This is a genomic window from Streptomyces sp. NPDC026589, assembly GCF_040638385.1.
Classification (GTDB): Bacteria; Actinomycetota; Actinomycetes; order Streptomycetales; family Streptomycetaceae; genus Streptomyces.
On record NZ_JBEZYG010000016.1, the window covers coordinates 76,322 to 103,069 of the forward strand.

21 protein-coding genes are annotated in these 26,748 nt (G+C 72.0%); 14 read left to right on the forward strand and 7 right to left on the reverse strand.

What is annotated here, in order from left to right; all coding sequences use genetic code 11:
* Positions 1–84: 84 nt before the first annotated feature.
* Positions 85–1,041 (forward strand): pirin family protein, encoded by a 957-nt coding sequence (locus AB0F29_RS26370; protein ID WP_361876562.1) that lies wholly within the window; start codon positions 85–87, stop codon positions 1,039–1,041.
* Between the two features lie 91 nt (positions 1,042–1,132).
* Entirely contained in the window at positions 1,133–2,248 is a 1,116-nt protein-coding gene (locus tag AB0F29_RS26375) for an AI-2E family transporter (protein WP_361876565.1), read from the forward strand.
* Between the two features lie 124 nt (positions 2,249–2,372).
* Here AB0F29_RS26375 and AB0F29_RS26380 read toward each other — a convergent pair whose 3' ends face one another.
* Positions 2,373–2,576, reverse strand: coding sequence for a DUF5708 family protein (locus AB0F29_RS26380; protein WP_361876568.1), 204 nt, complete (start codon positions 2,574–2,576; stop codon positions 2,373–2,375).
* Positions 2,577–2,751: 175 nt separating this feature from the next.
* Positions 2,752–4,866, reverse strand: coding sequence for a SpoIIE family protein phosphatase (locus AB0F29_RS26385; RefSeq protein WP_361876571.1), 2,115 nt, complete (start codon positions 4,864–4,866; stop codon positions 2,752–2,754).
* A 166-nt stretch (positions 4,867–5,032) separates the two neighbouring features.
* On the opposite strand from AB0F29_RS26385, the gene aspS reads away from it, so the two are divergent.
* From aspS to AB0F29_RS26400, 3 genes are all read left to right on the forward strand, one after another.
* Complete coding sequence (gene aspS, locus AB0F29_RS26390; protein WP_361876574.1) at positions 5,033–6,832, forward strand: aspartate--tRNA ligase; 1,800 nt, start codon at positions 5,033–5,035, stop codon at positions 6,830–6,832.
* Between the two features lie 249 nt (positions 6,833–7,081).
* Positions 7,082–7,873, forward strand: a complete 792-nt coding sequence (locus tag AB0F29_RS26395) for a L,D-transpeptidase family protein (RefSeq protein ID WP_361876577.1) — start codon at positions 7,082–7,084, stop codon at positions 7,871–7,873.
* Between the two features lie 97 nt (positions 7,874–7,970).
* On the forward strand, positions 7,971–8,546 hold the full coding sequence (locus AB0F29_RS26400; RefSeq protein ID WP_361876904.1) for a Uma2 family endonuclease: 576 nt from the start codon (positions 7,971–7,973) through the stop codon (positions 8,544–8,546).
* Positions 8,547–8,616: 70 nt separating this feature from the next.
* On the opposite strand, the gene metG is transcribed toward AB0F29_RS26400, so the two are convergent.
* Positions 8,617–10,230, reverse strand: coding sequence for a methionine--tRNA ligase (metG, locus tag AB0F29_RS26405; protein ID WP_361876580.1), 1,614 nt, complete (start codon positions 10,228–10,230; stop codon positions 8,617–8,619).
* A gap of 202 nt (positions 10,231–10,432) precedes the next feature.
* Here metG and AB0F29_RS26410 point away from each other — a divergent pair, with 202 nt between their 5' ends.
* Together AB0F29_RS26410 and AB0F29_RS26415 are read left to right on the forward strand one after the other, a co-directional pair.
* The gene (locus tag AB0F29_RS26410; RefSeq protein WP_032752670.1) at positions 10,433–11,086 is read left to right on the forward strand and encodes a response regulator transcription factor; all 654 of its coding nucleotides are present in this window, start codon (positions 10,433–10,435) and stop codon (positions 11,084–11,086) included.
* Positions 11,083–12,396 carry an ATP-binding protein gene (locus AB0F29_RS26415; RefSeq protein ID WP_361876583.1) on the forward strand — a complete coding sequence of 438 codons (1,314 nt, stop codon included), beginning with the start codon at positions 11,083–11,085 and terminating at the stop codon, positions 12,394–12,396. Before AB0F29_RS26410 ends, AB0F29_RS26415 begins: the two co-directional genes overlap by 4 nt.
* Here the strand turns inward: AB0F29_RS26415 and AB0F29_RS26420 are convergent.
* Positions 12,330–13,973 (reverse strand): VWA domain-containing protein, encoded by a 1,644-nt coding sequence (locus AB0F29_RS26420; RefSeq protein ID WP_361876585.1) that lies wholly within the window; start codon positions 13,971–13,973, stop codon positions 12,330–12,332. The genes AB0F29_RS26415 and AB0F29_RS26420 overlap by 67 nt on opposite strands.
* A gap of 293 nt (positions 13,974–14,266) precedes the next feature.
* On the opposite strand from AB0F29_RS26420, the gene AB0F29_RS26425 reads away from it, so the two are divergent.
* The gene (locus AB0F29_RS26425) at positions 14,267–16,336 is read left to right on the forward strand and encodes a PhoX family protein (protein ID WP_361876588.1); all 2,070 of its coding nucleotides are present in this window, start codon (positions 14,267–14,269) and stop codon (positions 16,334–16,336) included.
* A gap of 64 nt (positions 16,337–16,400) precedes the next feature.
* The gene (locus AB0F29_RS26430) at positions 16,401–16,802 is read left to right on the forward strand and encodes a S4 domain-containing protein (RefSeq protein ID WP_361876591.1); all 402 of its coding nucleotides are present in this window, start codon (positions 16,401–16,403) and stop codon (positions 16,800–16,802) included.
* A 102-nt stretch (positions 16,803–16,904) separates the two neighbouring features.
* Here the strand turns inward: AB0F29_RS26430 and AB0F29_RS26435 are convergent, their stop codons facing one another.
* Positions 16,905–17,798 carry a hypothetical protein gene (locus AB0F29_RS26435; protein WP_361876594.1) on the reverse strand — a complete coding sequence of 298 codons (894 nt, stop codon included), beginning with the start codon at positions 17,796–17,798 and terminating at the stop codon, positions 16,905–16,907.
* Between the two features lie 131 nt (positions 17,799–17,929).
* Between AB0F29_RS26435 and AB0F29_RS26440 the strand changes: the two genes are divergently transcribed.
* From AB0F29_RS26440 to AB0F29_RS26460, 5 genes are all read left to right on the forward strand, one after another.
* Positions 17,930–18,337: a hypothetical protein gene (locus AB0F29_RS26440; RefSeq protein ID WP_361876597.1), complete on the forward strand. Its 408-nt coding sequence runs from the start codon at positions 17,930–17,932 to the stop codon at positions 18,335–18,337.
* A 188-nt stretch (positions 18,338–18,525) separates the two neighbouring features.
* Positions 18,526–19,152, forward strand: coding sequence for an NAD(P)H-dependent oxidoreductase (locus AB0F29_RS26445; protein ID WP_361876600.1), 627 nt, complete (start codon positions 18,526–18,528; stop codon positions 19,150–19,152).
* A gap of 58 nt (positions 19,153–19,210) precedes the next feature.
* Positions 19,211–20,182: an ATP-binding cassette domain-containing protein gene (locus AB0F29_RS26450; RefSeq protein WP_361876603.1), complete on the forward strand. Its 972-nt coding sequence runs from the start codon at positions 19,211–19,213 to the stop codon at positions 20,180–20,182.
* Entirely contained in the window at positions 20,179–21,036 is an 858-nt protein-coding gene (locus AB0F29_RS26455; protein ID WP_361876606.1) for an ABC transporter permease, read from the forward strand. The genes AB0F29_RS26450 and AB0F29_RS26455 overlap by 4 nt, the downstream gene beginning before the upstream one ends.
* 147 nt (positions 21,037–21,183) lie before the next feature.
* The gene (locus AB0F29_RS26460) at positions 21,184–22,440 is read left to right on the forward strand and encodes a MerR family DNA-binding transcriptional regulator (RefSeq protein WP_361876609.1); all 1,257 of its coding nucleotides are present in this window, start codon (positions 21,184–21,186) and stop codon (positions 22,438–22,440) included.
* 9 nt (positions 22,441–22,449) lie between these two features.
* Here AB0F29_RS26460 and AB0F29_RS26465 read toward each other — a convergent pair whose 3' ends face one another.
* Both AB0F29_RS26465 and AB0F29_RS26470 read right to left on the reverse strand, forming a co-directional pair.
* The gene (locus AB0F29_RS26465) at positions 22,450–26,001 is read right to left on the reverse strand and encodes an AAA family ATPase (protein WP_361876612.1); all 3,552 of its coding nucleotides are present in this window, start codon (positions 25,999–26,001) and stop codon (positions 22,450–22,452) included.
* A gap of 169 nt (positions 26,002–26,170) precedes the next feature.
* The gene (locus tag AB0F29_RS26470) at positions 26,171–26,593 is read right to left on the reverse strand and encodes a universal stress protein (RefSeq protein ID WP_018957208.1); all 423 of its coding nucleotides are present in this window, start codon (positions 26,591–26,593) and stop codon (positions 26,171–26,173) included.
* Positions 26,594–26,748 lie beyond the last annotated feature (155 nt).

Sequence of the window (26,748 nt, forward strand, 5' to 3'; positions counted from 1 at the left end):
GCCGCCCGGGAATGGATGACGCCTTGCGGGATGTTCACCATTCAACTAAATTGATCGCAGAACACTCGCCCGGAGGTGGCTTCCATGCCCGCAGTGACCGTCGACAACCCGCTGACCCTGCCCAAGGTGACCGCTTCGGGTGACGCCGCGGCCCGTCCCGTGCTCACCGTCACGACCGCGCCGAGCGGCTTCGAGGGCGAGGGCTTCCCCGTCCGCCGCGCGTTCGCGGGGATCAACTACCGGCACCTCGACCCGTTCATCATGATGGACCAGATGGGTGAGGTGGAGTACGCCGCGGGCGAGCCGAAGGGCACCCCCTGGCACCCGCACCGCGGTTTCGAGACGGTCACGTACCTGATCGACGGGACCTTCATCCACCAGGACTCCAACGGTGGCGGCGGCACCATCGGGAACGGCGACACCCAGTGGATGACCGCCGGGTCCGGCCTGCTGCACATCGAGGCCCCGCCGGAGTCGCTCGTCATGTCCGGCGGGCTCTTCCACGGCCTCCAGCTCTGGGTGAACCTGCCCAAGGCCGACAAGATGATGGCCCCGCGCTACCAGGACATCCGCGGCGGCGAGGTCCAGCTCCTCGCCTCCCCCGACGGCGGTGCGCTGCTCCGGGTCATCGCCGGTGAGCTCGACGGCCACGAGGGCCCCGGCATCACCCACACCCCGATCACGATGATCCACGCCACCGTCCGGCCCGGCGCCGAGGTGACCCTGCCGTGGCGCGAGGACTTCAACGGCCTCGCCTACGTCCTGGCCGGGCGCGGCACGGCCGGCGCGGAGCGCCGCCCCGTCGCGATGGGCCAGACCGCGGTGTTCGGCGCCGGCGGCTCGCTGACCGTCCGCGCGGACGAGCGGCAGGACGGCAACACCCCGGACCTGGAGGTCGTCCTCCTCGGCGGCCGCCCGATCCGTGAGCCGATGGCGCACTACGGACCGTTCGTGATGAACAGTCAGGCCGAGCTGAAGCAGGCCTTCGAGGACTTCCAGGCCGGCCGCCTGGGCACGGTCCCCGCGGTCCACGGCATGTGACACCTCCCGCCGCTCCCGTCAGGTGACTCCCCGTCACCCGTACGGGGGCGGCGGACGGGCCGACCACCGTGCCCCGTGATCGGGTGGGAGGGTGCCCGCACCCAAGCCCCTCCTTCCCGAGAGCGCCCGCCGCGCGGCCGCCTGGTGCGGTGTCGTCCTGCTCGTCCTGGGCGTCGCCGCCGTCGCGATCTGGCTGGTCGTCGTCCTCAAGACCGCGGTCACCCCGGTGCTGCTCGCCCTGCTCGGCACCGCGCTGCTCGGCCCCGTCCACCGGTGGCTCATCGCCCGCAGGCTCAACCGGTCGCTGGCCGCGGGGGTGACCTGCGCGGCCCTGATCGCGGTGGTCGGGGGCGCCGGGTACATCGTCGTCACCGCTCTCGTCGACTCCGGCGCCCAGATCGTCGACTCGCTGAAGGACGCCGGCCAGTGGGTCGTGGACCATCTGGACATCGCGGGGGCCACGGACCTCGACGACCTGGCCGACAACGCGAAGAACCTGGTCGAGAAGTTCGGGGCGAGCGCGGCGGGCGGTCTGCTCAGCGGCATCAGCCTGGTGGGTTCGCTGGTGGCGACCAGTGTGCTGGCCCTGCTGCTGACCTTCTTCTTCCTGCGCGATTCGGACCGGGCGGTCGATCTGGCCCACTCGGTGGCCCCGCGCGGCACCGGGGACCTGGTCGAGGCCATGGGGCGCCGGGCGTTCGAGGCCGTCGAGGGCTTCATGCGCGGCACCACGTTCATCGCCCTGATCGACGCCGTGTGCATCACGGTGGGCCTGCTGGTCCTGGACGTTCCCGGGGCGGTGGGGCTCGGCGCGCTGGTGTTCGTCGGCGCGTACATCCCGTACCTCGGGGCGTTCCTCTCCGGCGCGGTGGCGGTGCTGGTCGCGCTGGCCGACCGGGGGTTCGTGATCGCCCTGTGGGTCCTGGGGGTGGTCCTCGCGGTCCAGGTGCTGGAGGGCCATGTGCTCCAGCCGATGATCCAGAGCCGTACGGTCCAGATGCACCCCGCCATGATCATGATCGCGCTGACGGCGGGCGCGAGCGTGGCGGGCCTGCTCGGCATGCTGCTGGCCGTGCCGCTGTGCGCGGCGGCCTTCGGCGTCCTGGGGGAGCTGCGCAACGGCTTCGGGCCTTCTTCCGGGCCGCCCGGAAGCACTTCGGGTTCGTCCGGCAGTGACCCCGGCGATCCCAGCCCGTCCGGCGTCTGAGGACGGAACCGCTACGGAGGTGGGCCCGCGTGCTCTGCGGGCCGGGGGCACGGGGCCCGTCCCGATCCGGGCCCGGCCCCGGCGAGCGATCCCTCGTCGGCCGGAGACCCTACGCCGACACGCCCTAGTGGCGCTTGACGGCGTTCGCCCCGCGCATCGACTGGAACAGGCCCAGCACGATGAACACCCCGCCGACGACCATCAGGACGACGCCCACCTTCGTCAGGGTGATCACGGGGGTCTCCACGCCCTCCGTGAACAGCCGTAGGGCCAGACCCACAGCGAAGGTGATGACACCTTCCAGCAGATTCTTCGACGCCTTCTTCATGCGTGGCCACTCTCCTTCGAACGTGCGCCGGGGCGCCGTTGACGGGTCTTGACCAGCGTAGGAACGGAGCGTGCGCCCGTCCTCGCCCCGCAGGACGAAACAGGGGTACACCGTTCGACGGACCGGATTCCCCGGAGGGCGGGCCGACGCGCGTCGCCGGGCTGTGCGGGGCGCCCTATGCGCCGGGCCGCCGCGCGTTCTCCGCCGGCGACTCGTACAGCTCGAACCAGATCGACTTCCCCTCCCCGCGCGGATCCACCCCCCACGCGTCCGCCAGCATCTCCATCAGCACCAGCCCCCGCCCGCTGGACGCCATCTCGCCCGGTCGCCGCTTGTGCGGCAGTTCGTCGCTGGCGTCGGCGACCTCGACGCGCAGCCGCCGCTTCCCGTGCTCGCCGGAGATCTCCGCCACCATCAGCGCGTCCCCGTCGGTGTGGACGAGCACGTTGGTGGCCATCTCGGAGACCATCAGGACCGCCGAGTCGACCTGCTCGGGGTCGTGCCAGTCGTGGAGCAGTTCGCGCACGAGCTGCCGGCCGACCGAGACCCGCTCGGGCTCGGCCTGCGCGATGGTCATGACGCTGCGGCGCGGCGGCGTCTCCCGGGCGGAGATGCTCTCGCGCCGCAGCACCAGGACCGCGATGTCGTCCTCCCGCCGGTCCGCGAGCGGCCCCGTCGTGTAGTGCGAGGTCGGCCCGTGCACGGCCTGGACCAGGGCGTCGGCCAGCTCTTCCAGGTCCTCGACGGGCTCCTCCAGGACCGGGCGCAGCCGGTCCCAGCCGGTGGCCATGTCGTGCCCGCCGGTCTCGATGAGACCGTCAGTGCAGAGCATGATCGTCTCGCCGGGCTCCAGGACGACCCGGGTCGTGGGGTAGTCGGAGTCCGTCTCGATCCCGAGCGGCAGCCCGCCGGCCGTCTGCCGGATCACCGCGGTCCCGTCGGCGCTGATCACCACCGGGTCGGGGTGGCCCGCGCGGGCGATGTCCAGGGTCCCGGCCTCCGGGTCCACCTCCGCGTACAGGCAGGTCGCGAAGCGCGGCGTCGTCGGCTCCTCGACGCTCTCGTACGCGTCGGTGAGCCCGGACAGGAAGCGCGAGGCCCGGGCGAGCACCGCGTCCGGGCGGTGCCCCTCGGAGGCGTAGGCGCGCAGCGCGATGCGGAGCTGGCCCATCAGCCCGGCGGCCCGCACGTCATGGCCCTGGACGTCGCCGATGACCAGGGCGATGCGGCCGTTGGGCAGCGGGATCATGTCGTACCAGTCGCCGCCCACCTGGAGCCCGCCGCCGGTCGGCACGTACCGCGCGGCCACCGTCATGCCGGGGATCTGCGGGCCCAGGGTCGGCATCATCGAGCGCTGGAGCCCGAGTGACAGCTCGCGTTCCGTCTCGGCCACCCCGGCGCGGGCCAGGGCCTGGGCGAGCATGCGGGCGACCGTCGAGAGCACCGCGCGCTCGTCCGGGGAGAACGCCACCGGATGCCGGAACCCCGCCATCCAGGCGCCCATCGTGCGGCCGGAGGAGACCAGGGGCAGAAAGGCCCAGGACTGCCGTCCGAAGCGCCGGGCGAGCGGCCAGGTGGCCGGGTAGCGGCGGCGGTACTCGTCGGGGGAGGGGAGATAGATCGCCCGGCCCGTGCGGACGACCTCGGCGGCCGGATAGTCCGTCTCCAGGGGCATGTCGGTGAAGGGCTCCTCGTCCTCCGAGCTGTGCCCGTGGTGCCCGATGATCGTCAGCCGCTCCCCGGCGGAGCCGAAGACCGCGAGGCCGTCCGGGGTGAAGCCGGGCATGGAGAGCGAACCGGCGACCCGCAGCACCTCCGCGGTGGACCGGGCCTCGGCCAGCGCCCGCCCGGCGTCCAGCAGGAACGCCTCCCGGGACCGGCGCCAGTCCCCGGTGATCGGCGTGTGGGCGGCGTCGGTGGAGCCGGGCTGCGCCTCGGCGACCTCCTGGAGCGTGCCGAAGAGGACGTAGCTGTCGGCGTCCCGGTCCGGCGGCACGACCGGTTTGGACCGGCTGCGCACGATACGGAGCACCCGGCCGCGCTCGTCCACGATCCGCAGCCGCGCCTCGGCGAGAGTGCCCTCGGCGACCGCGAGGTTCACCACCGCGTAGATCTCGTTCCAGTCGACCGGGTGGAAGCGGGAGCGCACCGTGGACTCCCGGTAGCTGCCTGGCTCGGCGGGCAGCCCGAGCAGCCGGGCCGCCTCCGCGTCGAGCGTGACCGTGCCGGCTGCGTTGTCCCAGCGCCACAGGCCCGTCGCGATCGCGGCCAGGACTTCCTCGGTGCGCATTGCCCCACTTTAGGAAGATGTGCTCGGCGGACGCCACCGAGGGGCCGCCACCTGCCCCCGGGGCCGACGGATACGGCGACGTAAAGGGAAATGAAGCGTCCCGTCCCCGGGCGGTAGCCTGGGGAAGCTCAATCCACCCCCAACCGCGAAGACTGGATGAACGACGATGCATCGGTACAGGTCCCACACCTGCGGCGAGCTCCGCGCCTCTGACGTCGGCACCGACGTCCGGCTGAGCGGCTGGCTGCACAATCGCCGAGACCTGGGTGGCATCCTCTTCATCGATCTGCGCGACCACTACGGTCTGGTGCAGCTCGTCGCCCGCCCCGGCACCCCCGGCAACGAGGCCCTGGCGAAGCTCACCAAGGAGACCGTCGTCCGGATCGACGGCAAGGTCTCCGCGCGCGGAGCCGACAACGTCAACCCGGAGCTGCCGACCGGCGAGATCGAGATCGAGGTCACCGAGGTCGAGGTGCTCGGCGAGGCCGGCCCGCTGCCCTTCACGATCAACGCCGAGGACGGCGTCAACGAGGAGCGGCGCCTGGAGTACCGCTTCCTCGACCTGCGCCGCGAGCGCATGCACCGCAACATCATGCTGCGCTCGGCCGTGATCGCCTCCATCCGCTCCAAGATGGTGGCCCTCGGCTTCAACGAGATGGCGACCCCGATCCTCACCGCGACCTCCCCCGAGGGCGCCCGTGACTTCGTCGTCCCGTCCCGGCTGAACCCCGGCAAGTTCTACGCGCTGCCGCAGGCCCCGCAGCAGTTCAAGCAGCTGCTGATGATCTCGGGCTTCGACCGCTACTTCCAGATCGCGCCCTGCTTCCGCGACGAGGACGCCCGCGCGGACCGCTCCCCGGGCGAGTTCTACCAGCTCGACGTCGAGATGTCCTTCGTCGAGCAGGAGGACGTCTTCCAGCCGATCGAGAAGCTGATGACCGAGCTCTTCACCGAGTTCGGCAACGGCCGCGAGGTCACCTCGCCGTTCCCGCGCATCCCGTTCCGCGAGTCGATGCTGAAGTACGGCAACGACAAGCCGGACCTGCGCGCCAAGCTGGAGCTCGTCGACATCTCGGACGTCTTCGCCGACTCCGGGTTCAAGGCGTTCGCCGGCAAGCACGTCCGCGCGCTGCCGGTCCCGGACACCGCGGGCCAGTCCCGGAAGTTCTTCGACGGCCTCGGTGAGTACGCCGTCGAGCACGGCGCCAAGGGCCTGGCCTGGGTGCGCGTGGGCGAGGACGGGACGCTGGCCGGACCGATCGCCAAGTTCCTCACCGAGACCGACGTCAAGACGCTCACCGAGCGCCTCTCGCTGGTCCCGGGCCACGCCGTCTTCTTCGGCGCCGGCGAGTTCGACGAGGTCTCCAAGATCATGTCGGCGGTCCGGGTCGAGGCCGCCAAGCGCGCCGGCCACTTCGAGGAGGGCGTCTTCCGGTTCTGCTGGGTCGTCGACTTCCCGATGTACGAGAAGGACGAGGAGACCGGGAAGATCGACTTCTCGCACAACCCCTTCTCGATGCCCCAGGGCGGCCTCGCCGACCTGGAGGAGAAGGACCCGCTCTCCATCCTCGCTTGGCAGTACGACATCGTCTGCAACGGCATCGAGTTGTCCTCGGGAGCCATCCGTAACCACGAGCCCGAGCTGATGCTCAAGGCCTTCGAGATCGCCGGTTACGACCGCGAGACCGTCGAGCGCGAGTTCGCGGGCGTGCTCCGTGCGTTCCGTCTCGGCGCCCCGCCGCACGGCGGCATCGCCCCGGGCATCGACCGCATCGTGATGCTGCTCGCCGACGAGCCCAACATTCGCGAGACGATCGCCTTCCCGCTCAACGGCAACGCCCAGGACCTCATGATGGGCGCCCCGAGCGAGCTGGACGAGACCCGCCTGCGCGAGCTGAACATCCAGCCGCGCAAGCCGGTCGCGGCGAAGGGCGCGGGCGCGTCGGAGAAGCCCACGGAGAAGTAGCCCGCACGGCTCCGCTCCACGGATGTTTCACGTGAAACAGCCCCCGATCACCTGATCGGGGGCTGTTTCGTCGCAAGCGGCGGAGTGCCGGTGACGGCAGGGCTGCGCGGTCAGGGCGACGCGGTACAGCCGGATGGCCCCGGTTCGGGTTCGGCCGGGCCGGGCCGGGCAAAGACTGGCACCGAGACACCCCTCTCACACCCCCTTGCCGCGTCGCGCCGTCCGCCGCCACCCGAGGAGCCCGCCACCGTGTCCGTCCCACGCCGCCCGCCCGCCCTGTTTGCCGCACCGCTCCTCGTCCTGGCCCTGCTGCTCGCCGGCTGTGCCTCCGGCGCCGCTCCCGCGAAGGCTCCCGTAGGAGCTCCGGGGCAGGGCGCCGCAGGCCCGGAGTCCGACGCCGCCTCCGTACGCCGGGCATCGCCCAGCCCGGAGCCCGCGCCGAGCCCCGCCGAGATCCCCGGTCTGGGACCGGAGACGCTGGCCCAGGTCCCCGCCGAGGCACGGCAGGTGTTCGTCGTGTCCGGCGAGTCGGCCGACTCCCACCAGGCGGGCGCGGTCCTGTACAGCCGAGAGGGCCCGGCGAAGAGCTGGCAGCCGGTCCTGGGGCCCTGGCCGGCGCACAACGGCATGGAGGGCTGGACGGACCACCACGTTGCGGGCGACCGGAGGTCCCCCACGGGCGTCTACGCGCTCACCGACGCGGGCGGGCGGCTCCCCGACCCGGGAGCGCTGCTGCCGTACGACGAGCACCCCCGGTTCGCGGTGGACGGCGAGGGGTTCTTCGGAGAACCGCTGGAGGGCTCCTTCGACTACGTCGTCGCGATCAACTACAACCGCACGGCGGGCGTCAGCCCCCTGGACCGCACCCGCCCGCTCGGCCTCGAACGCGGCGGCGGCATCTGGATCCACGTCGACCACGGCGGTCCCACCCAGGGCTGTGTCTCCATCCCGGAAGAGCGTATGGAGGAGCTGCTGCGCACGCTGGACCCGGCGATGAACCCGGTGATCGTGATGGGGGACGCGGCGAGGCTGGGGCGGTGACTCGGGCGTACGGGTGGGGAGCGCATCCGTACGCTGGCGGTGTTTCCAGGTGGCCTGGCGACTCGGTGATCCCGCACAGGAAGAGGTCGTAGCGAACGTGATCGAGAGCCGCGTCCTGACACAGGACGTCTTCGAGGACCTGGCCCGTCATGCCAGGCGGGTCGAGGAGGCGCCGTGGCTGGAGTTCGTGCACGGGAAACTGGAGGTCAAGGCCCGGCCCGACGGGAACCGCGGGCAGATCATCGCTTGGTTGACGCGCTTGTGCCTGCAGGCGTATCCGGACCGATGGCTCCACGCGTACCAGGGGCTACGGACCGAGACCGACGGCGAGGGCAACGCCCGCCCCGACGCTGTGCTCGCCCCCATCGACACGTTCGTCGGCCAGGGCGAATGGGCCAGCCCCGACGACGTCCTCATGGTCGTCGAGGTCACCTCGTACGACGAGGACACCGACCGCCGCGACCGCGTCGAGAAGCCGCGCGCGTACGCTGAGACCGGCATCCCCGTCTACCTGCTGATCGACCGGGACAGCTGTGAGGTGAAGGTCCACTCGGAGCCCGACGGCGTGCGTTACGAGCAGGTCGTGACGGTTCCGTACGGCAAGACCGTCACCCTCCCCGACCCGGTCGGGATCGAGCTGGACACCGAGCCGCTCAAGAACTGGACGCGCTGACCCGAAGCCGGAACGCGAGGAGCCCGGGACCGTTGTTCACGATCCCGGGCTCCTCGTGCGTACGAACGCGCTACGCGGGCTTCTCCTCCAGGCGCGGGAACAGCACCGCGCCCTTCGTCACCGTCGCGCCCACGGGCAGTACGCCCCACGTGCCCGCGTCCTGGACCCTCTGGTCGGCCAGCGCGCCCAGGGACTCCTCGGCGCCCAGGGACTCCCAGAGCCTCTGCGAGGTCTCGGGCATCACCGGGTTGAGCAGGACCGCGACCCCGCGCAGGGACTCGGCGGCCGTGTACAGAATGGTCGCCAGGCGAGCCTGGCCCTCCGGGCTGGTGTCCTTGGCCACCTTCCACGGCTCCTGCTCCGTGATGTAGCCGTTGACCTGCTTCACGAAGTCGAACACCGCCAGGATGCCGGACTGGAAGTCCAGCTCCTCACCGATGTTCCGGTCAGCGGTCGCCACGGCCTTCGCCAGGCCCTCCCGCACGGCCCGCTCGGCGTCACCGGCGGCCGTCGCCTCCGGCAGCGCACCGCCGAAGTACTTGCCGACCATCGCCGCGACCCGCGAGGCGAGGTTGCCGTAGTCGTTGGCCAGCTCGGAGGTGTAGCGGGCGGTGAAGTCCTCCCAGGAGAACGACCCGTCGCTGCCGTACGCGATGGCCCGCAGGAAGTACCAGCGGTACGCGTCCACGCCGAAGTGCGAGGTCAGGTCCTGCGGCTTGATGCCGGTCAGGTTGGACTTGGACATCTTCTCGCCGCCGACCATCAGCCAGCCGTTGGCGACGACCTTGCCGGGCAGCGGCAGGCCCTGCGCCATCAGCATCGCGGGCCAGATCACCGAGTGGAAGCGGAGGATGTCCTTGCCGATCAGGTGCACGTTCGCCGGGAACGTACCGTCGAACTTCTCCTGGTTCGCGCCGTAGCCCACGGCCGTCGCGTAGTTGAGCAGCGCGTCGATCCACACGTAGATGACGTGCTTGTCGTCCCACGGCACCGGGACGCCCCAGTCGAACGTCGAGCGCGAGATCGACAGATCCTGGAGCCCCTGCTCGACGAAGTTCACGACCTCGTTGCGCGCCGACTCGGGCTGGATGAAGCCGGGGTTCGCCGCGTAGAACTCCAGCAGCTTCGGGCCGTACTCGCTCAGCTTGAAGAAGTAGTTCTCCTCCTTGAGGAGCTCCACCGGCTTCTTGTGGATCGGACAGAGCTTCTGCCCGGCGAACTCGCCCTCGCCGTCGATCAGATCGCCGGGGAGCTTGTACTCCTCGCAACCCACGCAGTACGGGCCCTCGTAACCGCCCTTGTAGATCTCGTCCTTGTCGTACAGGTCCTGCACGAACTCCTGCACACGGTCGGTGTGCCGCTTCTCCGTCGTCCGGATGAAGTCGTCGTTCGCGATGTTCAGATGCTCCCAGAGGGGCTTCCACGCCTCCTCGACGAGCTTGTCGCACCAGGCCTGGGGCGTGACGTCGTTCGCCTCGGCCGTGCGCATGATCTTCTGACCGTGCTCGTCCGTGCCGGTGAGGTACCACACCTTCTCGCCGCGCTGGCGATGCCAGCGCGTGAGCACGTCGCCTGCGACGGTCGTGTAGGCGTGGCCCAGGTGAGGAGCGTCGTTGACGTAGTAGATGGGGGTCGAGACGTAGTACGCCGTCGCCCCCTGCTTCTCGGATCCAGTGGCCGCCATGGTCGAAATCCTAACGGCCAGATCAAGATCCACTCACATCGATAAACGGGAACCCCGTGCGGGCGGAGCGGCGGCCTCCGGTGGAGAGCCCGGCGCATGCGGTGGAGAGCTTTGCGAAACATCCGTTCCCGTAATGGTTCCCGTAGGAAAGTCGCATCCTGGGAGGGAGCGGACAAGCGTGCACGAGGCAGGGGACATCACCATGCGGGTACTGGTCGCCGAGGACGAGGAGATCCTCGCGGAGCTGGTCGCCACCGGACTGCGCCGGGCCGGCTTCGCGGTCGACACGGTGTACAGCGGGGACGCGGCCCTCGCCTACCTCGGCCTGCACGACTACGACGTCGTCGTGCTCGACCGCGACCTCCCCCGGGTGCACGGCGACGACGTGGCCCGCCGGCTGGTCGCCTCCGGCTCCCGCACCCGGATCCTGATGCTCACCGCCTCGGGCACCATGGAGGACCGGGTCGCCGGGCTCGATCTGGGGGCCGACGACTACGTGGCCAAGCCGTTCGAGTTCCCCGAGCTGGTCTCCCGGGTGCGCGCTCTGCGCCGCCGCAGCGCCAGACCCGTACCGCCCCAGCTGGAGCGCCACGGCATCCGGCTCGACACCGTACGGCGCTCCGCGCTCCGCGACGGCCGGGATCTGGACCTCTCGCCGAAGGAGTTCACCGTGCTGCAACTGCTCCTGGAGGCCGACGGCGGCACGGTCAGCGCGGAAGAGCTGCTGGAGCGGGCCTGGGACGCCAACGCCGACCCGTTCACGGGCGCCGTGCGCGTCTGTATGAGCAAGCTCCGCGCCAAGCTCGGCGAGCCCGCGCTGATCCGTACCGTGCAGGGCGTCGGGTACGCCCTGTGAAGCGGCCGTCCCCGCGGCGGCTGGTGGACGCCTCGAAGCTGCCGCACTCGACGATCCGGACCCGGATCGCCCTCGTGTACGGCGGCGTCTTCCTGGTGCTCGGCACCGCCCTGCTGGCCACCGTAAACCTGGCCTCCCGCGCCGGCACGGAGACCGAGGCGCGCTCCATCGCCTCGTCCGCCGCCGTCGCCCAGCCCGGCTACGCGGTGAACGGTCCGCTGATCTCCCGTCGGCACCTGGGGCCGCCCACCGTCTACGACCTCACCGACAACGTCAGCAACGCGGCGGGGCAACAGCTCCTGTACTGGTCGATCGCCGCCCTGCTCGTGATGACGGGCTGCGCGGTCGCGGTGGGCTGGTGGACCGCCGGGCGGGTGCTGCGACCCGTCCACGACATGACCGAGAAGGCTCGCCGGCTCTCCGCGCACACCCTGCACGAGCGCATGGCGCCCACCGGGCCCGACGACGAGCTCAAGGAGCTGGGCGAGACGCTGGACGCCCTGCTGGCCCGGCTGGAGAAGGCGTTCGACAGCCAGCAGAGATTCATCGCGAACGCCTCGCACGAGCTGAGGACCCCGCTGGCCACCCAGCGCGCCGCGATCCAGATCGGCCTGGACGATCCGTCCCCCGAGGACCTCGTACGCACCCGGCAGACCCTGCTGGACACCAACCGGCGCAGCGAGCGGCTCATCGAAGGGCTGCTGGTGCTGGCTCGCAGCGAACGGGGACTGGCCGCGGACGAGCGCGAGGCGGTCCGTCTCGACCACGTGGTCAGGGAGGAGGCGGCCCGCCGTCCGGCGGTACGGGGCGCGAGCGGCGGCCCGGAGGGGCGGGGAGCGGCGGGCGGAGGACCGGAGGACCCGGTGCGGGGCGGCGGGCCGGCCGTGGACGTCGTGGTGGCCGCCTGCTCCGTGCGCGGCAACCGGCTGCTGCTCGCCCAGCTGGTGGCGAATCTGCTCGCCAACGCGGTCACGTACAACGTGCCGGGCGGCTCGGTGGAGGTCTCGCTGACCGGGAAGGGGGCCCTGCTGGTGCGCAATACCGGGCCGGTGGTCGCGGAGGCCGATATCGCGGGGTTCTTCGAGCCGTTCCGACGGGGCGAGGGCCGGGACCGGATGGGCCCGGGGTCGGGCCTCGGTCTGTCGATCGTCCGGTCGATCGCGGTGGCCCACGGCGGTACGGTCACGGCGATACCGGGCCCGGAGGGCGGTGGTCTCGCCGTGACCGTACGGCTGCCGGTCGATCAGGCGTCGGAGCCGCCCGCGCGCGCGGCGGTCCAGGCCGGCAGCCCGGCGAGGATCTCGCGGTAGAGCTCGGCGTCCGCGACCTCGCGGGGCGCGGGGCCCGCGTGGAAGAAGCCGGTGTTCGGGGCGTCGAGCTTCCGCAGGAAGTCGAAGCCCTTCGCGTCCTGCTCGCCGAAGGCGACGAACTGGAAGAACAGCGGCAGCCGCGCCGCCTCCGTGAGGGCCTGCCGGGCGGCCTGCTTGGCGTCCGGCGGGCCGTCCGTCTGGAAGATCACGAGAGCCGGGCCGGTGGCCTCGGTCTTCTCGTAGTGCGCGACGATCTCCTCGACCGCACGGTGGTAGTGCGTCCGGCCCAGGCGGCCGAGGCCCGCGTGCAGCTCGTCGACGCGGCCCTCGTGGCCGGAGAGCTCGATGGACCCGGTGCCGTCGATGTCCGTCGAGAAGAAGACGACCGGCACGGTGGGGTCCTCGTCCAGGTGCGCGGCGAGCGCGAGCGTCCGGTCGCCCAGGTGCTGGGCGCTGCCGTCCTTGTAGAACGGCCGCATCGAGCCGGAGCGGTCGAGCACCAGATAGACGCGGGCGCGGAGCCCGGTCAGCCCGTGCGCCTTGAGCGCCGTCTGCGCCGCCTTGTACGGGGCGACGAGCTGCGGAGCACGCGACTTGACCCGCGCGAGCGTGGTGGCGGGCTTGCCGGGGGCGGCTTCCGGCGCGGTGGCGACGACGGGTTCCGGGGTGGCGACGACGGGCTCGGGGGTGGTGGCGACCGGTTCCGGGGTGGCGACGACGGGTTCCGGAGTGGTGGCGGCCGGCTCCGGGGTGGCGACGACGGGTTCGGATGCGGGGGCGACGGGCTGCGGTGCGGCAGGGGGCGCCGGGGTCTCTGCGACGGCCGGCGTCTCTGCGGTCTCAGGGGCCTCTGCGGCTGCCGGTGCCACTGAGGTCTCGGGGGCCTGGGGGGCCTCGGGTGCCTCAGGGGCGGCCTGAGGCGCCTCGGGGGCGGTCTCAGGGGCCTTTGCCTCCGCTGCTTCGGGGGTGGCTTCCGCTTCTGCCTCCGCCTCCGCCTCCGCCTCCGCTGCCGCTTCCGGCTTGGCCTGCGGCTCCGGTGCGGGCACCGGGGTTTCGTCGAGGTCGAGGTCGATCGTGATCGGCTCCGGCGTCGACTCGGGCTCCTCGGCCTTGACGGGCTCCTCGGCGGCCACCGGCTCCTCGGCCTTGACGGCTTCCTCGGCGGCCACGGGTGCCTCGGGCTTCTCCGCCTTCGGAGCGTCTTCCGGGGCCGACTTCTGCGCGGGGACGGTCGGCGACTTCGGTGCGGCTGCCGCCTTGTCGAAGGCCTCCGCCACCAGGTCGGCGGCCAGCGAGCCGTCACGCTCCGTGGCATCGGCGGCGGGGGAAGCCGGGGACGTTGTGGACGGCGTCTCCGTGGCGGACGCGGAGGGCGTGGAGGACGAGGTGGGGGACGAGGGCGAGGCCGGGGCCGGGATCGACGCCTTCGGCTCCGCCGCGGGCTCGGCCGCCGAAGTGGTCTCCGGCTCCGACTCCTTGGGCTGAACGCGCTCGGCCTGGGGCGGGACGGTGGCCGTGGTCGGCTCGTCCTGCTCCGTGCGGCCGAACACCTTACGCAGCAAGCTCCGAATGCCCATGGGCGAGGCCTTTCGCATGAGTTGGGTGCGGTGAATGTCCGACCTGGGTGAATTCATCCCTGGCCAGGACGGATACGTAAGGTTAGCGGCCGGATCCGGCCGTTCGTCGGTGCGGCCCACCCCTGCGTCAACCGAGCCGAAACCGTTCCCGGACCGAGTCCACGACGGTGTCCACCACCGGCCCCCAAGGGAACAGCGGTGGCCCGGACTTCACCCGCCGTTCACCGGGAGTCCCTCGGACCGCGTGGGGGCACACATACCGTCACGCACGACACCAGACGGAGGGAATCCACGTGCGCAACCTGCTGCCGTTCATCAGCTCGCATCCCGGTGGGCGTTCCGCGCTGACCTGCCGCTTCCGCTGCGGGGACGCCTGCTTCAAGGAGACGCCCAACAACAGCGACAACGAGTACGCCGGCGACATCATCGCCGGTGCCGTGTCGCGCCGCTCGATGATGCGCGCCGCCGCCGTGGTCACCGTCGCCACCGCCGCCGGCACCGCGGTCCTGACCGGCCCGAGCGCCCCGCAGGCCGAGGCCGCCGCGCTCGCCGGACACGGGCACAAACCGGGCCACCCCCACAAACCGGCCCCGTCCGGTGCGCGTGGCCTGCGGTTCTCGCCGGTCGCGCCCAACAAGGACGACAAGGTCACCATCCCCGACGGATACGCCCAGAACGTGGTGATCCGCTGGGGCGAGCCGATCCTGCGCGGCGCGCCCGCCTTCAACCCGGACAAGCAGACGGCGAAGGCCCAGGCCGGCCAGTTCGGCTACAACAACGACTTCCTCTCCCTGCTCCCGCTGCGCGGCGAGCGCGGCCGGCAGGTCATGGTCGCGAACCATGAGTACACGGACGAGATCCTCATGTTCCGCGGTTACGATCCGGCCAACCCGACCCGGGAGCAGGTGGAGATCGCCTGGGCGGCGCACGGACTCTCCGTGGTCGTCGTCCAGGAGGAGCACCGCACCGGCAGGCTGGGGCCGGTCAACCGGCACCCGTTGAACCGCCGTCTGACCGCGACCAGCGAGTTCCGCATGACGGGCCCGGCCGCGGGCAGCACCCTGCTGCGCACCTCGGCGGACCGGTCCGGCCGCAAGGTGCTCGGGACCCTCAACAACTGCGCGGGCGGCACCACTCCGTGGGGCACCACGCTGCACGGCGAGGAGAACTTCAACCAGTACTTCGCCAACGGCAACACCGACATGCACAAGCGGTACGGGATCGGCACGAGCGCCACCGAGCGCAAGTGGGAGCGGTTCGACCGCCGGTTCGACCTGGCGAAGGAGCCCAACGAGGCCAACCGCTTCGGCTGGGTCGTCGAACTCGACCCGTACGACCCGGACTCCACCCCGCGCAAGCGGACCGCGCTGGGCCGGTTCAAGCACGAGGCGGCAGAGCCCCGGCTCACCTCCGACGGCCGTCCGGTCGTCTACATGGGCGATGACGAGAAGTTCGACTACCTCTACAAGTTCGTCTCCAGCAAGCGGATGAAGAAGGGCAACTCGCGGGCGGCCCGCGAGCACAACCTGACGCTGCTGGACGAGGGCACCCTGTACGTCGCCAAGCTGAGCGGCGACTCGCCGGTCACCGAGATCGACGGCACCGGAAAGCTCCCCAGCGACGGGGAGTTCGACGGCAGCGGCGTCTGGATCCCGCTGGCCACCGGCACCACGTCGCATGTGCCCGGCATGACCGCCGACGAGGTGTACGTCTACACGCGCCTCGCCGGTGACAAGGTCGGCGCGACCAAGATGGACCGCCCCGAGGACGTCGAGCCCTCGCCGCGCACCGGCCGGGTGTACGTGGCGCTCACCAACAACACGGACCGCGGCAAGGCGGGCAAGGCCGGTGCGGACGAGGCCAACCCGCGCAACAACAACAAGCACGGGCAGATCCTGGAGCTCGCGGAGAACTGGGACGACCCGGCGGGTGACGGATTCGCCTGGCGGCTGTTCCTCGTGGCGGGCGACCCGGACGACCCGTCGACGTACTTCGCCGGCTTCCCCAAGGAGAACGTCAGCCCCATCTCCTGCCCGGACAACGTGGCGTTCGACGACCACGGCAACCTGTGGATCTCCACGGACGGCAACAAGCTGGACTCGCACGACGGCCTGTTCGGCGTGGCGACCCAGGGTGACCGGCGTGGCGAGCTGAAGCAGTTCCTGACCGTCCCGGCCGGGGCCGAGACCTGCGGCCCGGTCATCCAGGACCGCCGGGTCCTGGTCGCGGTCCAGCACCCGGGCGAGATCGACGGGGCTTCCGTCGAGAAGCCGGCGAGCGTCTGGCCCGACGGCCCGGGCAAGATCGTCCGCCCCTCGGTCGTCGCCGTCTGGCGCAGGGACGGGCGCGACATCGGCGTGTGAGGTCCGGTGGGCGGGCGGCCTTATTGCCGCCCGCCCACCACCGGTCCGCATTACAGTCGGACCCATGGTTTCCGGTGACGCGCCGCAGGCGGAGGGAAGCGTCCGGGTCGACGTGTGGATCTGGTCGGTCCGGCTGACGAAGACCCGTGCCCAGGCGGCCGCCGCCTGCCGGGCGGGACATGTGAAGGTCGGCGGCGAGCGGGCCAAGCCCGCCCAGGCCGTACGCGTCGGCGACGAGGTGCGGCTCCGGCACGCGGGGCGGGACCGGGTGGTCGTTGTCTCGAAGATCGTGAAGAAGCGGGTCGGCCCGCCGGCGGCCGTGGAGTGCTTCGTCGACAACAGTCCGCCCCCGCCGCCCCGCGAGATCGCGATCCAGGTCCCCGTACGGGACCGGGGCGCGGGCCGTCCGACCAAGCGCGACCGCCGGGAGATGGAACGCCTTCAAGGACAGCCGCCGGAGCGCTGAGGACGCCGCCGGGTGTTTCACGTGAAACACCGGGCCGGTCGCCCCACCCGCATGCCGGGGGACCTCTGCCCCCGCGCACCCCGGGACCTCTGCCCACGCGTCTCATCGCACATCGGCCGCGGACCGCTTGCTCCGCAGGAGCCACCGGGCCAGCACCGCACCCACCAGCAGGGCCGCACCGACCGCCAGCACCGCCCACACCGTGGTCCGCAGGGAGGCGGTCAGAGCGTCGATTACGGCGGCGGCCGCGTCCCGGTCGCTGGCCGGCACCTCGTCCAGCACCCGGCTCCGGCCGACCGCGACCAGCACCCGGAGCACGATCGCACCGAGCACGAACCCGGCGCCCACGGTCGCGGTGGCCCACAGCCCGGCCCGCGGCCCACGCCGTACGGTGGCGATGCCCACCACCAGGACGAGGAACACCAGTGTGGCGACGGCCGGCCAGATGCTGCAGTAGCGGAGCCAGCGGAACGAGCTCCTGAGGTCGTCGGCCTGACCGGGGCCGAGCACGGTGATCTCCGTCCGCTCGACCGGGATCCGGTCGGCGAACGGCACGCCGTCACGGACCAGATCCTGTTTGACCTGATCGATCACCGGAGCCAGATCGATCGTCACGGCCTCCCCGCTGTCGCCGTCCAGGGCGGCTGCCACGGCCTTGTGGGCGGTCCGGTTCGCGGTGTCCCAGGCGTTCCCGAAGGCCTCGGTGGTGGTGAACGACCGCACGGTCTCGTGCAGGAACTCCCGGACCGTGTCCTGGAGCGGGCCGAGGTCGATCTGCCGCATCGCCTCCTCGGTGACCAGGTCCGCGACGGTGCTTCGCACCGCTGGGTCGGAGGAGAGCGGTGACACGGCGGCGACGTACCGGTCGGTGTCGTCGATCTCCAGGTCGACCCAGGCGGAGAGCGCGCTCAGCGGCACGAGGACGGCGAGCAGAACGAGCAGGAGCGCCGAGAAGGCCGCGGTGGACGCCGGGATCGCCGAGGGAGAGGTCCGCACCCCTCCAGGGAATCCCGTACGGGGCCGGGCCGCTCCCAGCCGTACGCCATTCGAGTTGCCGGGCGGCGCGGTCGGGTGTGCTCTGGAGGAACGGGGGCGTGCGACGGGGGCGACGGAAGGAGCTGTCCGCGATGGCCACACACGCAGCCATGCCCGGCCGAAGCGGTTCCCGCGCCCATGCGCGGCCCCGCCACCACACCCCGCTCGCCTGGGCGCTGCCCCTGGCGCTCGGCGTGGCCTACGGCTTCTACGCGGCGTTCATCCGTCGAGACGGCGGTCCCAGCACCGGCGGGCAGGCCCTGCTGGGGCTCGTCTCCGGTGTCGCTCTCGCGTCCCTCTGCTTCGCGCTGGGCCGGATCCAGCGCTCGCTGCCGCGCGAACTGCGGGCAGCCGCGTACGGCGCGCTGACCGCGTGCGCCATCGGCTTCCTGGTGAGCCTCACCGACACCAGCGTGCTGAGGTCGACCGTTCTGGGTCTGGTGGTCGGGGCGGGCGTCCTCTGCGTCTCGTTCTACGTCTTCTACACGCGGGAGACGTGAATCCCGTCCGCCGTCCGGGACCGGGTTCCGGTCCTTTCCGACCGCGTGCGCGGCCGCCAGATTCAATCTGGCGGCCGCGCCCCCGCGTCTGGCGCCCAAGAGGTGAGGGAGCGGAACGGGCCGGGCCGGACGGGAGGCCCCGGAGGTCCGCGAGGCGGCGGCGGAAGTCGCGGGAGGAGGAGCGAGTGATGACGACGGACGGGAGCACCGGTGCGAGCGCGGACGAGAGCGTCGACGGGCGCCGGGACGCGGGGAGCGGCCTCCCCCTGCGCGTGGCGGTGATCATCGGCAGCACCCGCGAGGGCCGCGTCGGCGACGCGGTCGGCCGCTGGTTCATGGAGCGGGCCCAGGACCGGAGCGAGCTGGACCTCGCCGTGCTGGATCTCGCCGATTACGACTTCCCCGTGCACTATCCCGGGCGGGCGACCGAGCAGATGACGGATTTCACCGAGGAGATCGCCAGGGCCGAGGCCTTCGTCGTGGTCACCCCCGAGTACAACCGCTCGTTCCCCGCCTCCCTGAAGCAGGCCATCGACTTCGCGTACGAGGAGTGGCAGACCAAGCCGGTCGCCTTCGTGAGCTACGGACACGGTTCCGCCGGGCTGTACGCCGTGGAGCAGCTGAGGACGGTCTTCACCGAGCTGCACACGGTGACCCTGAGGAACGGGGTCGCGCTCGACTTCCTCCGGCAGCCGCTGGAGGGGCACCCCGGTGACACCGGCCGGGACCGGTCCGTGGGGCTGATGCTCGACCAGCTCGGCTGGTGGGGCTGGGCCCTGCGCGAGGCGCGCGCCGTCCGCCCGTACGTCTCATGAGCTCCCGGAACCAGACGCGGATCACCGACCTCCTCCGACGACCCACAAGGAATGGATCATGAGCACTGAACTGGCCATCGAGACCACGGGGCTGGTGAAGGTCTTCGGCGACAACCGTGCGGTGGACGGCATCGACCTCGCCGTCCCCACCGGCACCGTCTACGGCGTCCTCGGACCCAACGGCGCCGGGAAGACCACCGCCGTCCGCATGCTCGCGACCCTGCTGCGCCCCGACGGCGGCACGGCCCGGGTGTTCGGCAAGGACGTCGTGAAGGAAGCCGACGCGGTCCGCAGCCGGGTCAGCCTGACCGGGCAGTACGCCTCGGTGGACGAGGACCTGACCGGGGCGGAGAACCTCGTCCTGCTCGCCCGGCTGCTCGGCCACTCCAAGCCGGCGGCCCGCGACCGGGCGGCCCAGCTGCTCGAAGGATTCGGGCTGAGCGAGGCGGCGGGCAAGCAGGTGAAGAACTACTCGGGAGGCATGCGGCGGCGCATCGACATCGCCGCGTCCATCCTGAACACCCCGGACGTGCTGTTCCTGGACGAGCCGACCACCGGACTCGACCCCCGCAGCCGCAACCAGGTGTGGGACATCGTGCGGGCGGTCGTCGCCCACGGCACCACGGTCCTGCTGACCACCCAGTATCTGGACGAGGCCGACCAACTGGCCTCCCGGATCGCGGTGATCGACCACGGCAAGGTCATCGCCGAGGGAACGAAGGGCGAGCTCAAGGCGTCCGTCGGCGCCGGCACCGTCCATCTGCGGCTGCGGGACGCCGACCAGCGGGCCGAGGCGCAGCAGGTGTTGGCGCTCGCGCTGAACGCGGAGGTCCAGCTGGACGCGGACCCGGTGGCGCTGACCGCCCGGGTCGACGGGCAGAGCACCGAGCAGGGGGCCGCGGAGCAGGCCGGGCGTGCCCTGGCCGAGCTGGCCCGTCGCGGCATCACGGTCGACAACTTCTCGCTGGGACAGCCCAGCCTCGACGAGGTCTTCCTCGCACTCACGGACAAGAAGGGAGTGGCGGCATGAGCACCGCGACCGCCAAGACGGAGCTGGAGGGCGTCGAGCTCGCCGCGCCGGACCAGGAACGCCTCTCGGCGCTCCTGGTGGGCCAGGAGCGCCCACCGAGGCCCAGCGCCCTGTCGGCATCGATGACCTTCGGCTGGCGCGCCATGCTGAAGATCAAGCACGTGCCGGAACAGCTCTTCGACGTGACGGCTTTCCCGATCATGCTGGTCCTGATGTACACGTACCTCTTCGGAGGGGCGCTGGCCGGCTCCACGGAGGAGTACATCCAGTTCCTGCTGCCCGGCATCATGGTGATGAGCGTCGTGATGATCACGATGTACACGGGTATCGCGGTGAACACGGACATCGCCAAGGGCGTCTTCGACCGGTTCCGCACGCTGCCGATCTGGCGGCCCGCTCCGATGGTCGGCTATCTGCTCGGCGACGTCCTGCGCTATCTGCTGGCGTCGGCGGTGATGCTCGCTGTCGGCATGATCATCGGGTTCCGTCCGGACGGCGGTGTGCTCGGTGTACTGGCCGGTGTCGTTCTGCTGGTCGTGTTCTCGTTCTCCTTCTCCTGGATCTGGACCATGTTCGGGCTGCTGCTGCGCTCCGAGAAGTCGGTGATGGGCGTCAGCATGATGGTGATCTTCCCGCTGACGTTCCTCAGCAATGTCTTCGTCGACCCGAAGACGATGCCGGGCTGGCTCCAGGTCTTCGTGAACAACAGCCCGGTCACCCACCTCGGCACGGCGGTGCGTGAGCTGATGCAGGGCAATTGGCCGGCCTCCGACATCGCCTGGACGCTGGGCTGGTCCGGGGTGCTTCTGGTGGTCTTCGGCGCGGTGACGATGCGGCTCTACAACCGGAAGTGACCCGCGGCGCACGGGCAGGTTCGCCCGGCCGCGCGCCCGCCCGTGAGCCGCGGATCCTCCGCCGCGTGCGCCCTTGACCTTCCCCGCAGGGGAAGCCCCAGGATCGGTGGGGCCGGGCGGAAGGCGCCCGGTACGAGGAGGTACGGGGTGGAACGCGAAGGCCGCGCGGTGGGCGCCGCGAGCGGAGAGCTGGTGACGATCGGGGAGTTCGCCCGGTTGTCCCGGCTCTCCGCCAAGGCGCTCCGGCGCTACGACGAGCTGGGGCTGCTCCGGCCCGCCCTGGTCGACCCGGTGAACGGTTACCGGTACTACGACCCGGTGCAGGCGGAGGGGGCCCGGCTCGTGGCGTGGCTGCGCAGGATCGGCATGCCCCTGAGCCGGATCGGCCGTGTTGTGGCGCTCGACGCGGGCGCCGCGGCCGTGGAGATCCGGGCCTACTGGGCGCGGGTGGAGGCCGAGACGGCGGCCCGGCGCGATCTGGCGATGTACCTCGTCGACCATCTGTCAGCGGAGGGCAGGGTCATGTCGCGGATACCGGGTAAAACGGGCAATACGGGCAACACGTGGAGTACGGGGAGTAGGGGGAGTACGGGCAACACAGGAGACACAGGTAGCGGTGTGGGGGCGGTGCCGCTCGTGATCCGGTGTGCGGCGCTGACCGACACCGGGGCGGTGCGTACGGCGAACCAGGACGCGGCGTTCGCGGGGCCACGGCTGCTGGCGGTCGCCGACGGCTTCGGGGAGCGCGGGGCCGAGGCGAGTGCGGCGGCGATCGAGGCGCTCAAGCCCTCCGCGTGGGGCGTCCGGGAGGGTGCGCTGTCCGCGGCGGATCTGCTGAACGCGCTGGAGGACACGGCGGATTCCGCTTCGCGGGCGGTCCGGGACGCGGTCGCGTCCTGTGCGGCCCCGGACGGTTCGGGTACCACGCTCACCGCGATGCTGTGGACCGGATCGCGGCTCGGCCTCGTGCACATCGGGGACTCGCGGGCCTATCTGCTGCGGGGCGGGGAGCTGTTCCGGATCACGCATGACCACAGCCTGGTCCAGTCGATGATCGACGACGGTTCGCTGAGCAGGGAGGAGGCCGCTTCCCACCCGGGGCCCGCACTGCTGTTGAAGGCGCTGGTCGGGGAGGCGCGGTCCGCTGCGGTGGCCGTGGCGAGCCGCCCCGACGTCAGTTTGCGGGAGGTGATGGCAGGGGACCGCTATCTGCTCTGTTCGGACGGGCTGTCCGCAGTGGTGGACGTGGCGGAGCTGAGGGCCGCGGTCATCGCGGCGGAGGACCCGGAGGAGGCCGTACGCCGGCTGGTCGGCCTGGCCCGCGAGGCGGGCGGGCCCGACAACGTGGCGTGCGTCGTCGCCGACGTCGTCGAGGAGCGGAGGAGTAGCCGCGAAGACGCGTAGCGGCTCGGGTCAGAGTCGCCAGTCGGGGGTGTGCTCGGGACGGTAGGCGCAGGTGGTTCCGGTCGTCACGGAGGCCTTCAGATGGGCTGCCAGCGCGGGGTGCAGGGTGTCCAGCTTCCGCAGGGTGTCGCGGATCCGGGCGGTGACCGTCTTGCGGGCCCGCTCGGTCTGGTCGCCCAGTCGGCGGGTCCGGCCGCCGAGCCCGGCCGCGGTGCGGAGCTCGTCGAGGAGGGCCTGCCGCTCCCGGTCGTATTTCTCGACCCCCCGGGCGTCGTCCCGGGCGGCGGCTCGGTCTATCTCGGCGTCCAGCCGGGCCAGGTGTTCCTTGTAGCGGCGCTTGGCCTCCTCGTCGAGCACCGGATCGCCGCCGAGCTGCCCGGCGGCGATCACGAGGTCCCCGCCCTCGGGCGCGAGGAGCCGGACGGCCGGGACGTCGGCGCCGGGCAGCCCCAGCAGGCTGTGGAGGTCCCGCAGGCCCTTGGCGTCCGGGACGTGCACGGTCACCCCGGCCCAACGCAGCTGCCACACCGGCCCGTTCCGCCGGAACTCGGCGGAGGGCACGGCCCGGGCCCCCGCCGACGAGCCGGCCGTGCCCCGGTCCCGGCCCGGGGCCGCGTCCGGGCCTTGGTCCTGGTCCTGGTCCTGGTCCTGCGGTACAGCGGGACCGGACGCGGTGGCTGGGCGGGGGCCGGTGGAGGCGTCGATCGCGGTAGCGGTGGCAGCAGTGGGGGCCGTGGTGGGCGGGGCCGTGCGGAGGGCCGCGGCCTCGGCCTCCATGTGGGCCAAGGCCAACTCACCCGCCTCCCGCTCCACTTCACCGAGGAGCCGACGGGCCTGCCCGGCGTCACCGGTTGCCCTGTCACTGGCTGCCCTGTCACCGGCTGTCCCGGCCCCGGCCGCTTCGGCCCGGGCGAGCAGGGAGCGGGCCAGGCACAGCCGGGCGCGTACGGCCCAGGGGCGGGCGCCGAGGCGGTCCGAGGAGGCGGCGGCCTCGGTGAGCGCCGCCACCGCCGCGTCCTGGTCGTCGCGCGCGGCGGCGAGCATCCCGAGCCAGAGGTCGACGGGGCCGGCGATGTCGCACCCGTACAGCGAGACGACCCACTGGCCCGTGTAGGGCGTCAGCTCGTCCTCCGCACGGGTGATGAGCCGCGGGTCGCGCGTGATCGCGGCCGTCTGGGCCAGCAGCCGGAGCCACAGCGGCATGAACGCCCGCGGATAGGGCGCGGCGCGGTCCGCGTGCTCGGCGATCAGGCGCAGCGCGGGAGCGGCGTCTCCCTGCTCGGCCGCGGTGACCGCTTCCAGCAGCCCGGGATAGGGATACCCGGAGCCCGGAAGCTCGCCGAGGGTCTCCTCGGCCTCGGCGAAGTGGCCCCGGAGCAGGTGCATCGCCCAGCGCAGGTGGTACCCCATGAAGCCGAAGGAGTCGTGGTCGCCGTTCTCCTGGCCGAGTGCGTCGTCCTCCAGCGCGGTGGACGCCTCGGCGAACCGGCCCTGAAGGGAGGCGATCAGGCTGGTGTCGACGGCGACCCCCAGGGCGAACCGGGGCAGCTCGGTCACCTCGGCGAGCCGGACGAACGCCCGGAACTGGTCGAGGAAGGCCGGGTCGCCCAGCTCCAGCAGCGTCACCCAGCGCATGGACGTCGCGTTCAGTTCCATGTCCTGGTGCTGGGTGCGCCGGCCGACGACGGTCATCTCGTCGGTCAGCCCGAGCCGCTCCACCGCCGAGCCAAGGCCCCACACGGAGTCGTGGCGCGCCCAGAGCGAGAAGGCGAGCGCCTCGTCGTCCGAGCCGCTCCGGGCCAGCGCCATGATGTGGATGGCCAGTTCCTGGGCGAGCCGGTCGTCGGAGATCCCCTCCTGGCCCTCCTTGCCGGTGATCCTGCGGTGCGCCTCGGCGAGGAGGCCCATCGTGGCCCCGCCGTGGCCGCCGAAGGACCTGTCCCGGTGGATGGTGATCGCCACCCGGGCCAGCAGCTCCGGTTCGTCCAGCTCCCGGGCCTGGGCGACCGACCGGTCCAGCAGCCGCTCCGCCTCGGCCGTCTCCCCGGCGTGCCGGAGCTGTCCGGCGAGGTCGAGACCGATCAGGGCGGCACGCCGGAGGTCCGGACCCCGGCCCTCCGCACCCGCCGGGCCCGCCCCGGCCACCGCGAGGGCCCGCCGGTAGTGGCCGAGGGCCTCCTCGTCGGCCAGGCGTCCCGAGGCGTCCCGGGCGGCCGCCAGCAGGAGGTCGATCCGGCGGTCGCGGTCCAGGGCCTCGCCGGCCAGGTGGGCGTGCCGGGCGAGGTCGCCGGGCCGTACCGCGTCGCCGAGGCCGCCGTGCGCGTCCAGGGACCGTACGGCTGCGGCGTGGCGTTCACGGGCCTCGGCGTCGTCCAGCGAGGCGTACAGCGTCTCGCGCAGCAGATCGTGGGCGAAGGCGTACTGCCCGGAGGGGCGGGGGACGACGACACGGGCGACGACGGCGGGCTCCAGCAGCCGGTCCACGTGGGGGACCGGCGCGCCGTGCACCACGGCCAGGACCTGACGGCCGAATTCCCGGCCGAGCAGGGCGGCGCTGGCCAGCAGGGAGACGACGGGCTCGGGCAGCAGGGCGAGCCGTCGGCGGACCGCTTCCCGCACGCCGGGCGGAATGGTGGAGACCGGGCTCCCGCTGTGCCAGAGCCGGGCGGTCTGCTCGACGAAGAAGGGGTTGCCGCCGGTGCGCCGGTGGACCTCGTCGACCAGCCGCGGTGTGGGCTCGCGGCCCGTCGTCACCGTCATCAGCGCCCCCACCTCGTCCCGGCCGAGGCCGGTCAGGGTGAGGGTCGCGGCGGCGCGGGAGACCAGCGGCAGGATCAGCTGCTGGAGCGGGTGCCCGGAGGCCTCCACCTCGACGTCCCGGTAGGTGCCGATCAGCAGCAGCCGCTCGAACCAGGCGTGCTGGGCGGCGAATTCGAGCAGGCGCAGGGAGGCCGGGTCGGCGCTGTGCAGATCGTCGAGGACGACCACCAGCGGCCGGCTCTGGGAGACCGTGACGAGGGCCGTGGTCACCGCGTCGAAGAGTCCGAAGGCCTCGGCCCCCTCCGGCGAACCGTCGCCCGGCGGGCTCGTGCCCGTTTCCGTGCCGGGCCCGCCGCCGTGCGCCCCGTCGGGGCCCGGACCACCGGCCGCGCCCGGAGCCGGTCCCGGTCCCGGTCCCGGTCCCGGAGCCGAAGGCATGCTGGGGCCGTCCGCACCGCCCATGGCGACCCTGACCGGGTCGCCCAGGAGCGCGGCGAGCCGGCCGTCCGACGCCTCCTGGGCCGCCGCCCACTCGGCCGCGGTGGCGGACCGGCGCAGGCCGCGCAGGATCTGGACCCAGGGCCAGTAGCCGGGGGTGTTGTCCGAGTCCCAGCAGGAACCTCCGACCACCAGCGCTCCGCGCCGCCGTGCCTCGTGGGCGGCGTCGGTGACGAGCGTGCTCTTGCCGATTCCGGCCTCGCCGGTGACCAGCACGAGACCGCCGTGGCTGTCCGTGGCCCGGGCGATCTCCGAGCGGAGAACGCCTGCGGGGTGGTCGCGCCCGAAGAGAGCAGGGGTCATGACCACACGATAGGAGTAGCCACTGACAACGGCCCCTCCGTTTCCCGACCGGGGAGACGGCTCGGACGCGTGCGACCGCTGGGACGGCTCGGACGCGTACGGGCGGAGGTGCGGATCGGTCGTGTGCGGCCGGAGGTGCGGCGCGGTCGCGTACGACTGGACAGACGGCTCAGTCGCGTACGACCGTCACCGGGCACGGCGCGTGCTGGGTGACGTGGAGGCTGACCGAGCCGAGCAGGGTGGCCTTCAGGCCGGTGTGGCCGCGGGCTCCCACGACGAGCAGCTCGGCGCCCTGGGCGCGGTCGAGCAGGGCCTGGGCCGGATTGCCGATGACCACGACCTTGGTGACCGCGGCGGCCCCCTCGGCGCCGAGGGCCTCCTCCAGCGCCTCGGTGAGGGAGACGGTGGCCAGGGCCTGCGGGTCGAAGTCCTCCGGCATGCCCGGCATCATCGACGCCCAGCTGGTGGCGGGGTACTCCCAGCTGTTCACGGCCTCCACCGAGGCGCCGGTCAGCTCGGCCTGACGCACCGCCCAGTGCAGCGCCTTGATCGAGGAGTCGGAGCCGTCGACGCCCACAACGATCCTGCCCATATCTGCCTCCAGCTCGGTACAGCTCGCGGTACAGCCCGGTAGTTCCGTACAGCGCGGTCTGTTCTGTCCCGCTTGTACAGCGTCCGATCTCACTGTAGTCACATCGGACAAGTGGGGGCGGTTCGGGTGAACCACCCCCACGGCATCGGTCCCTC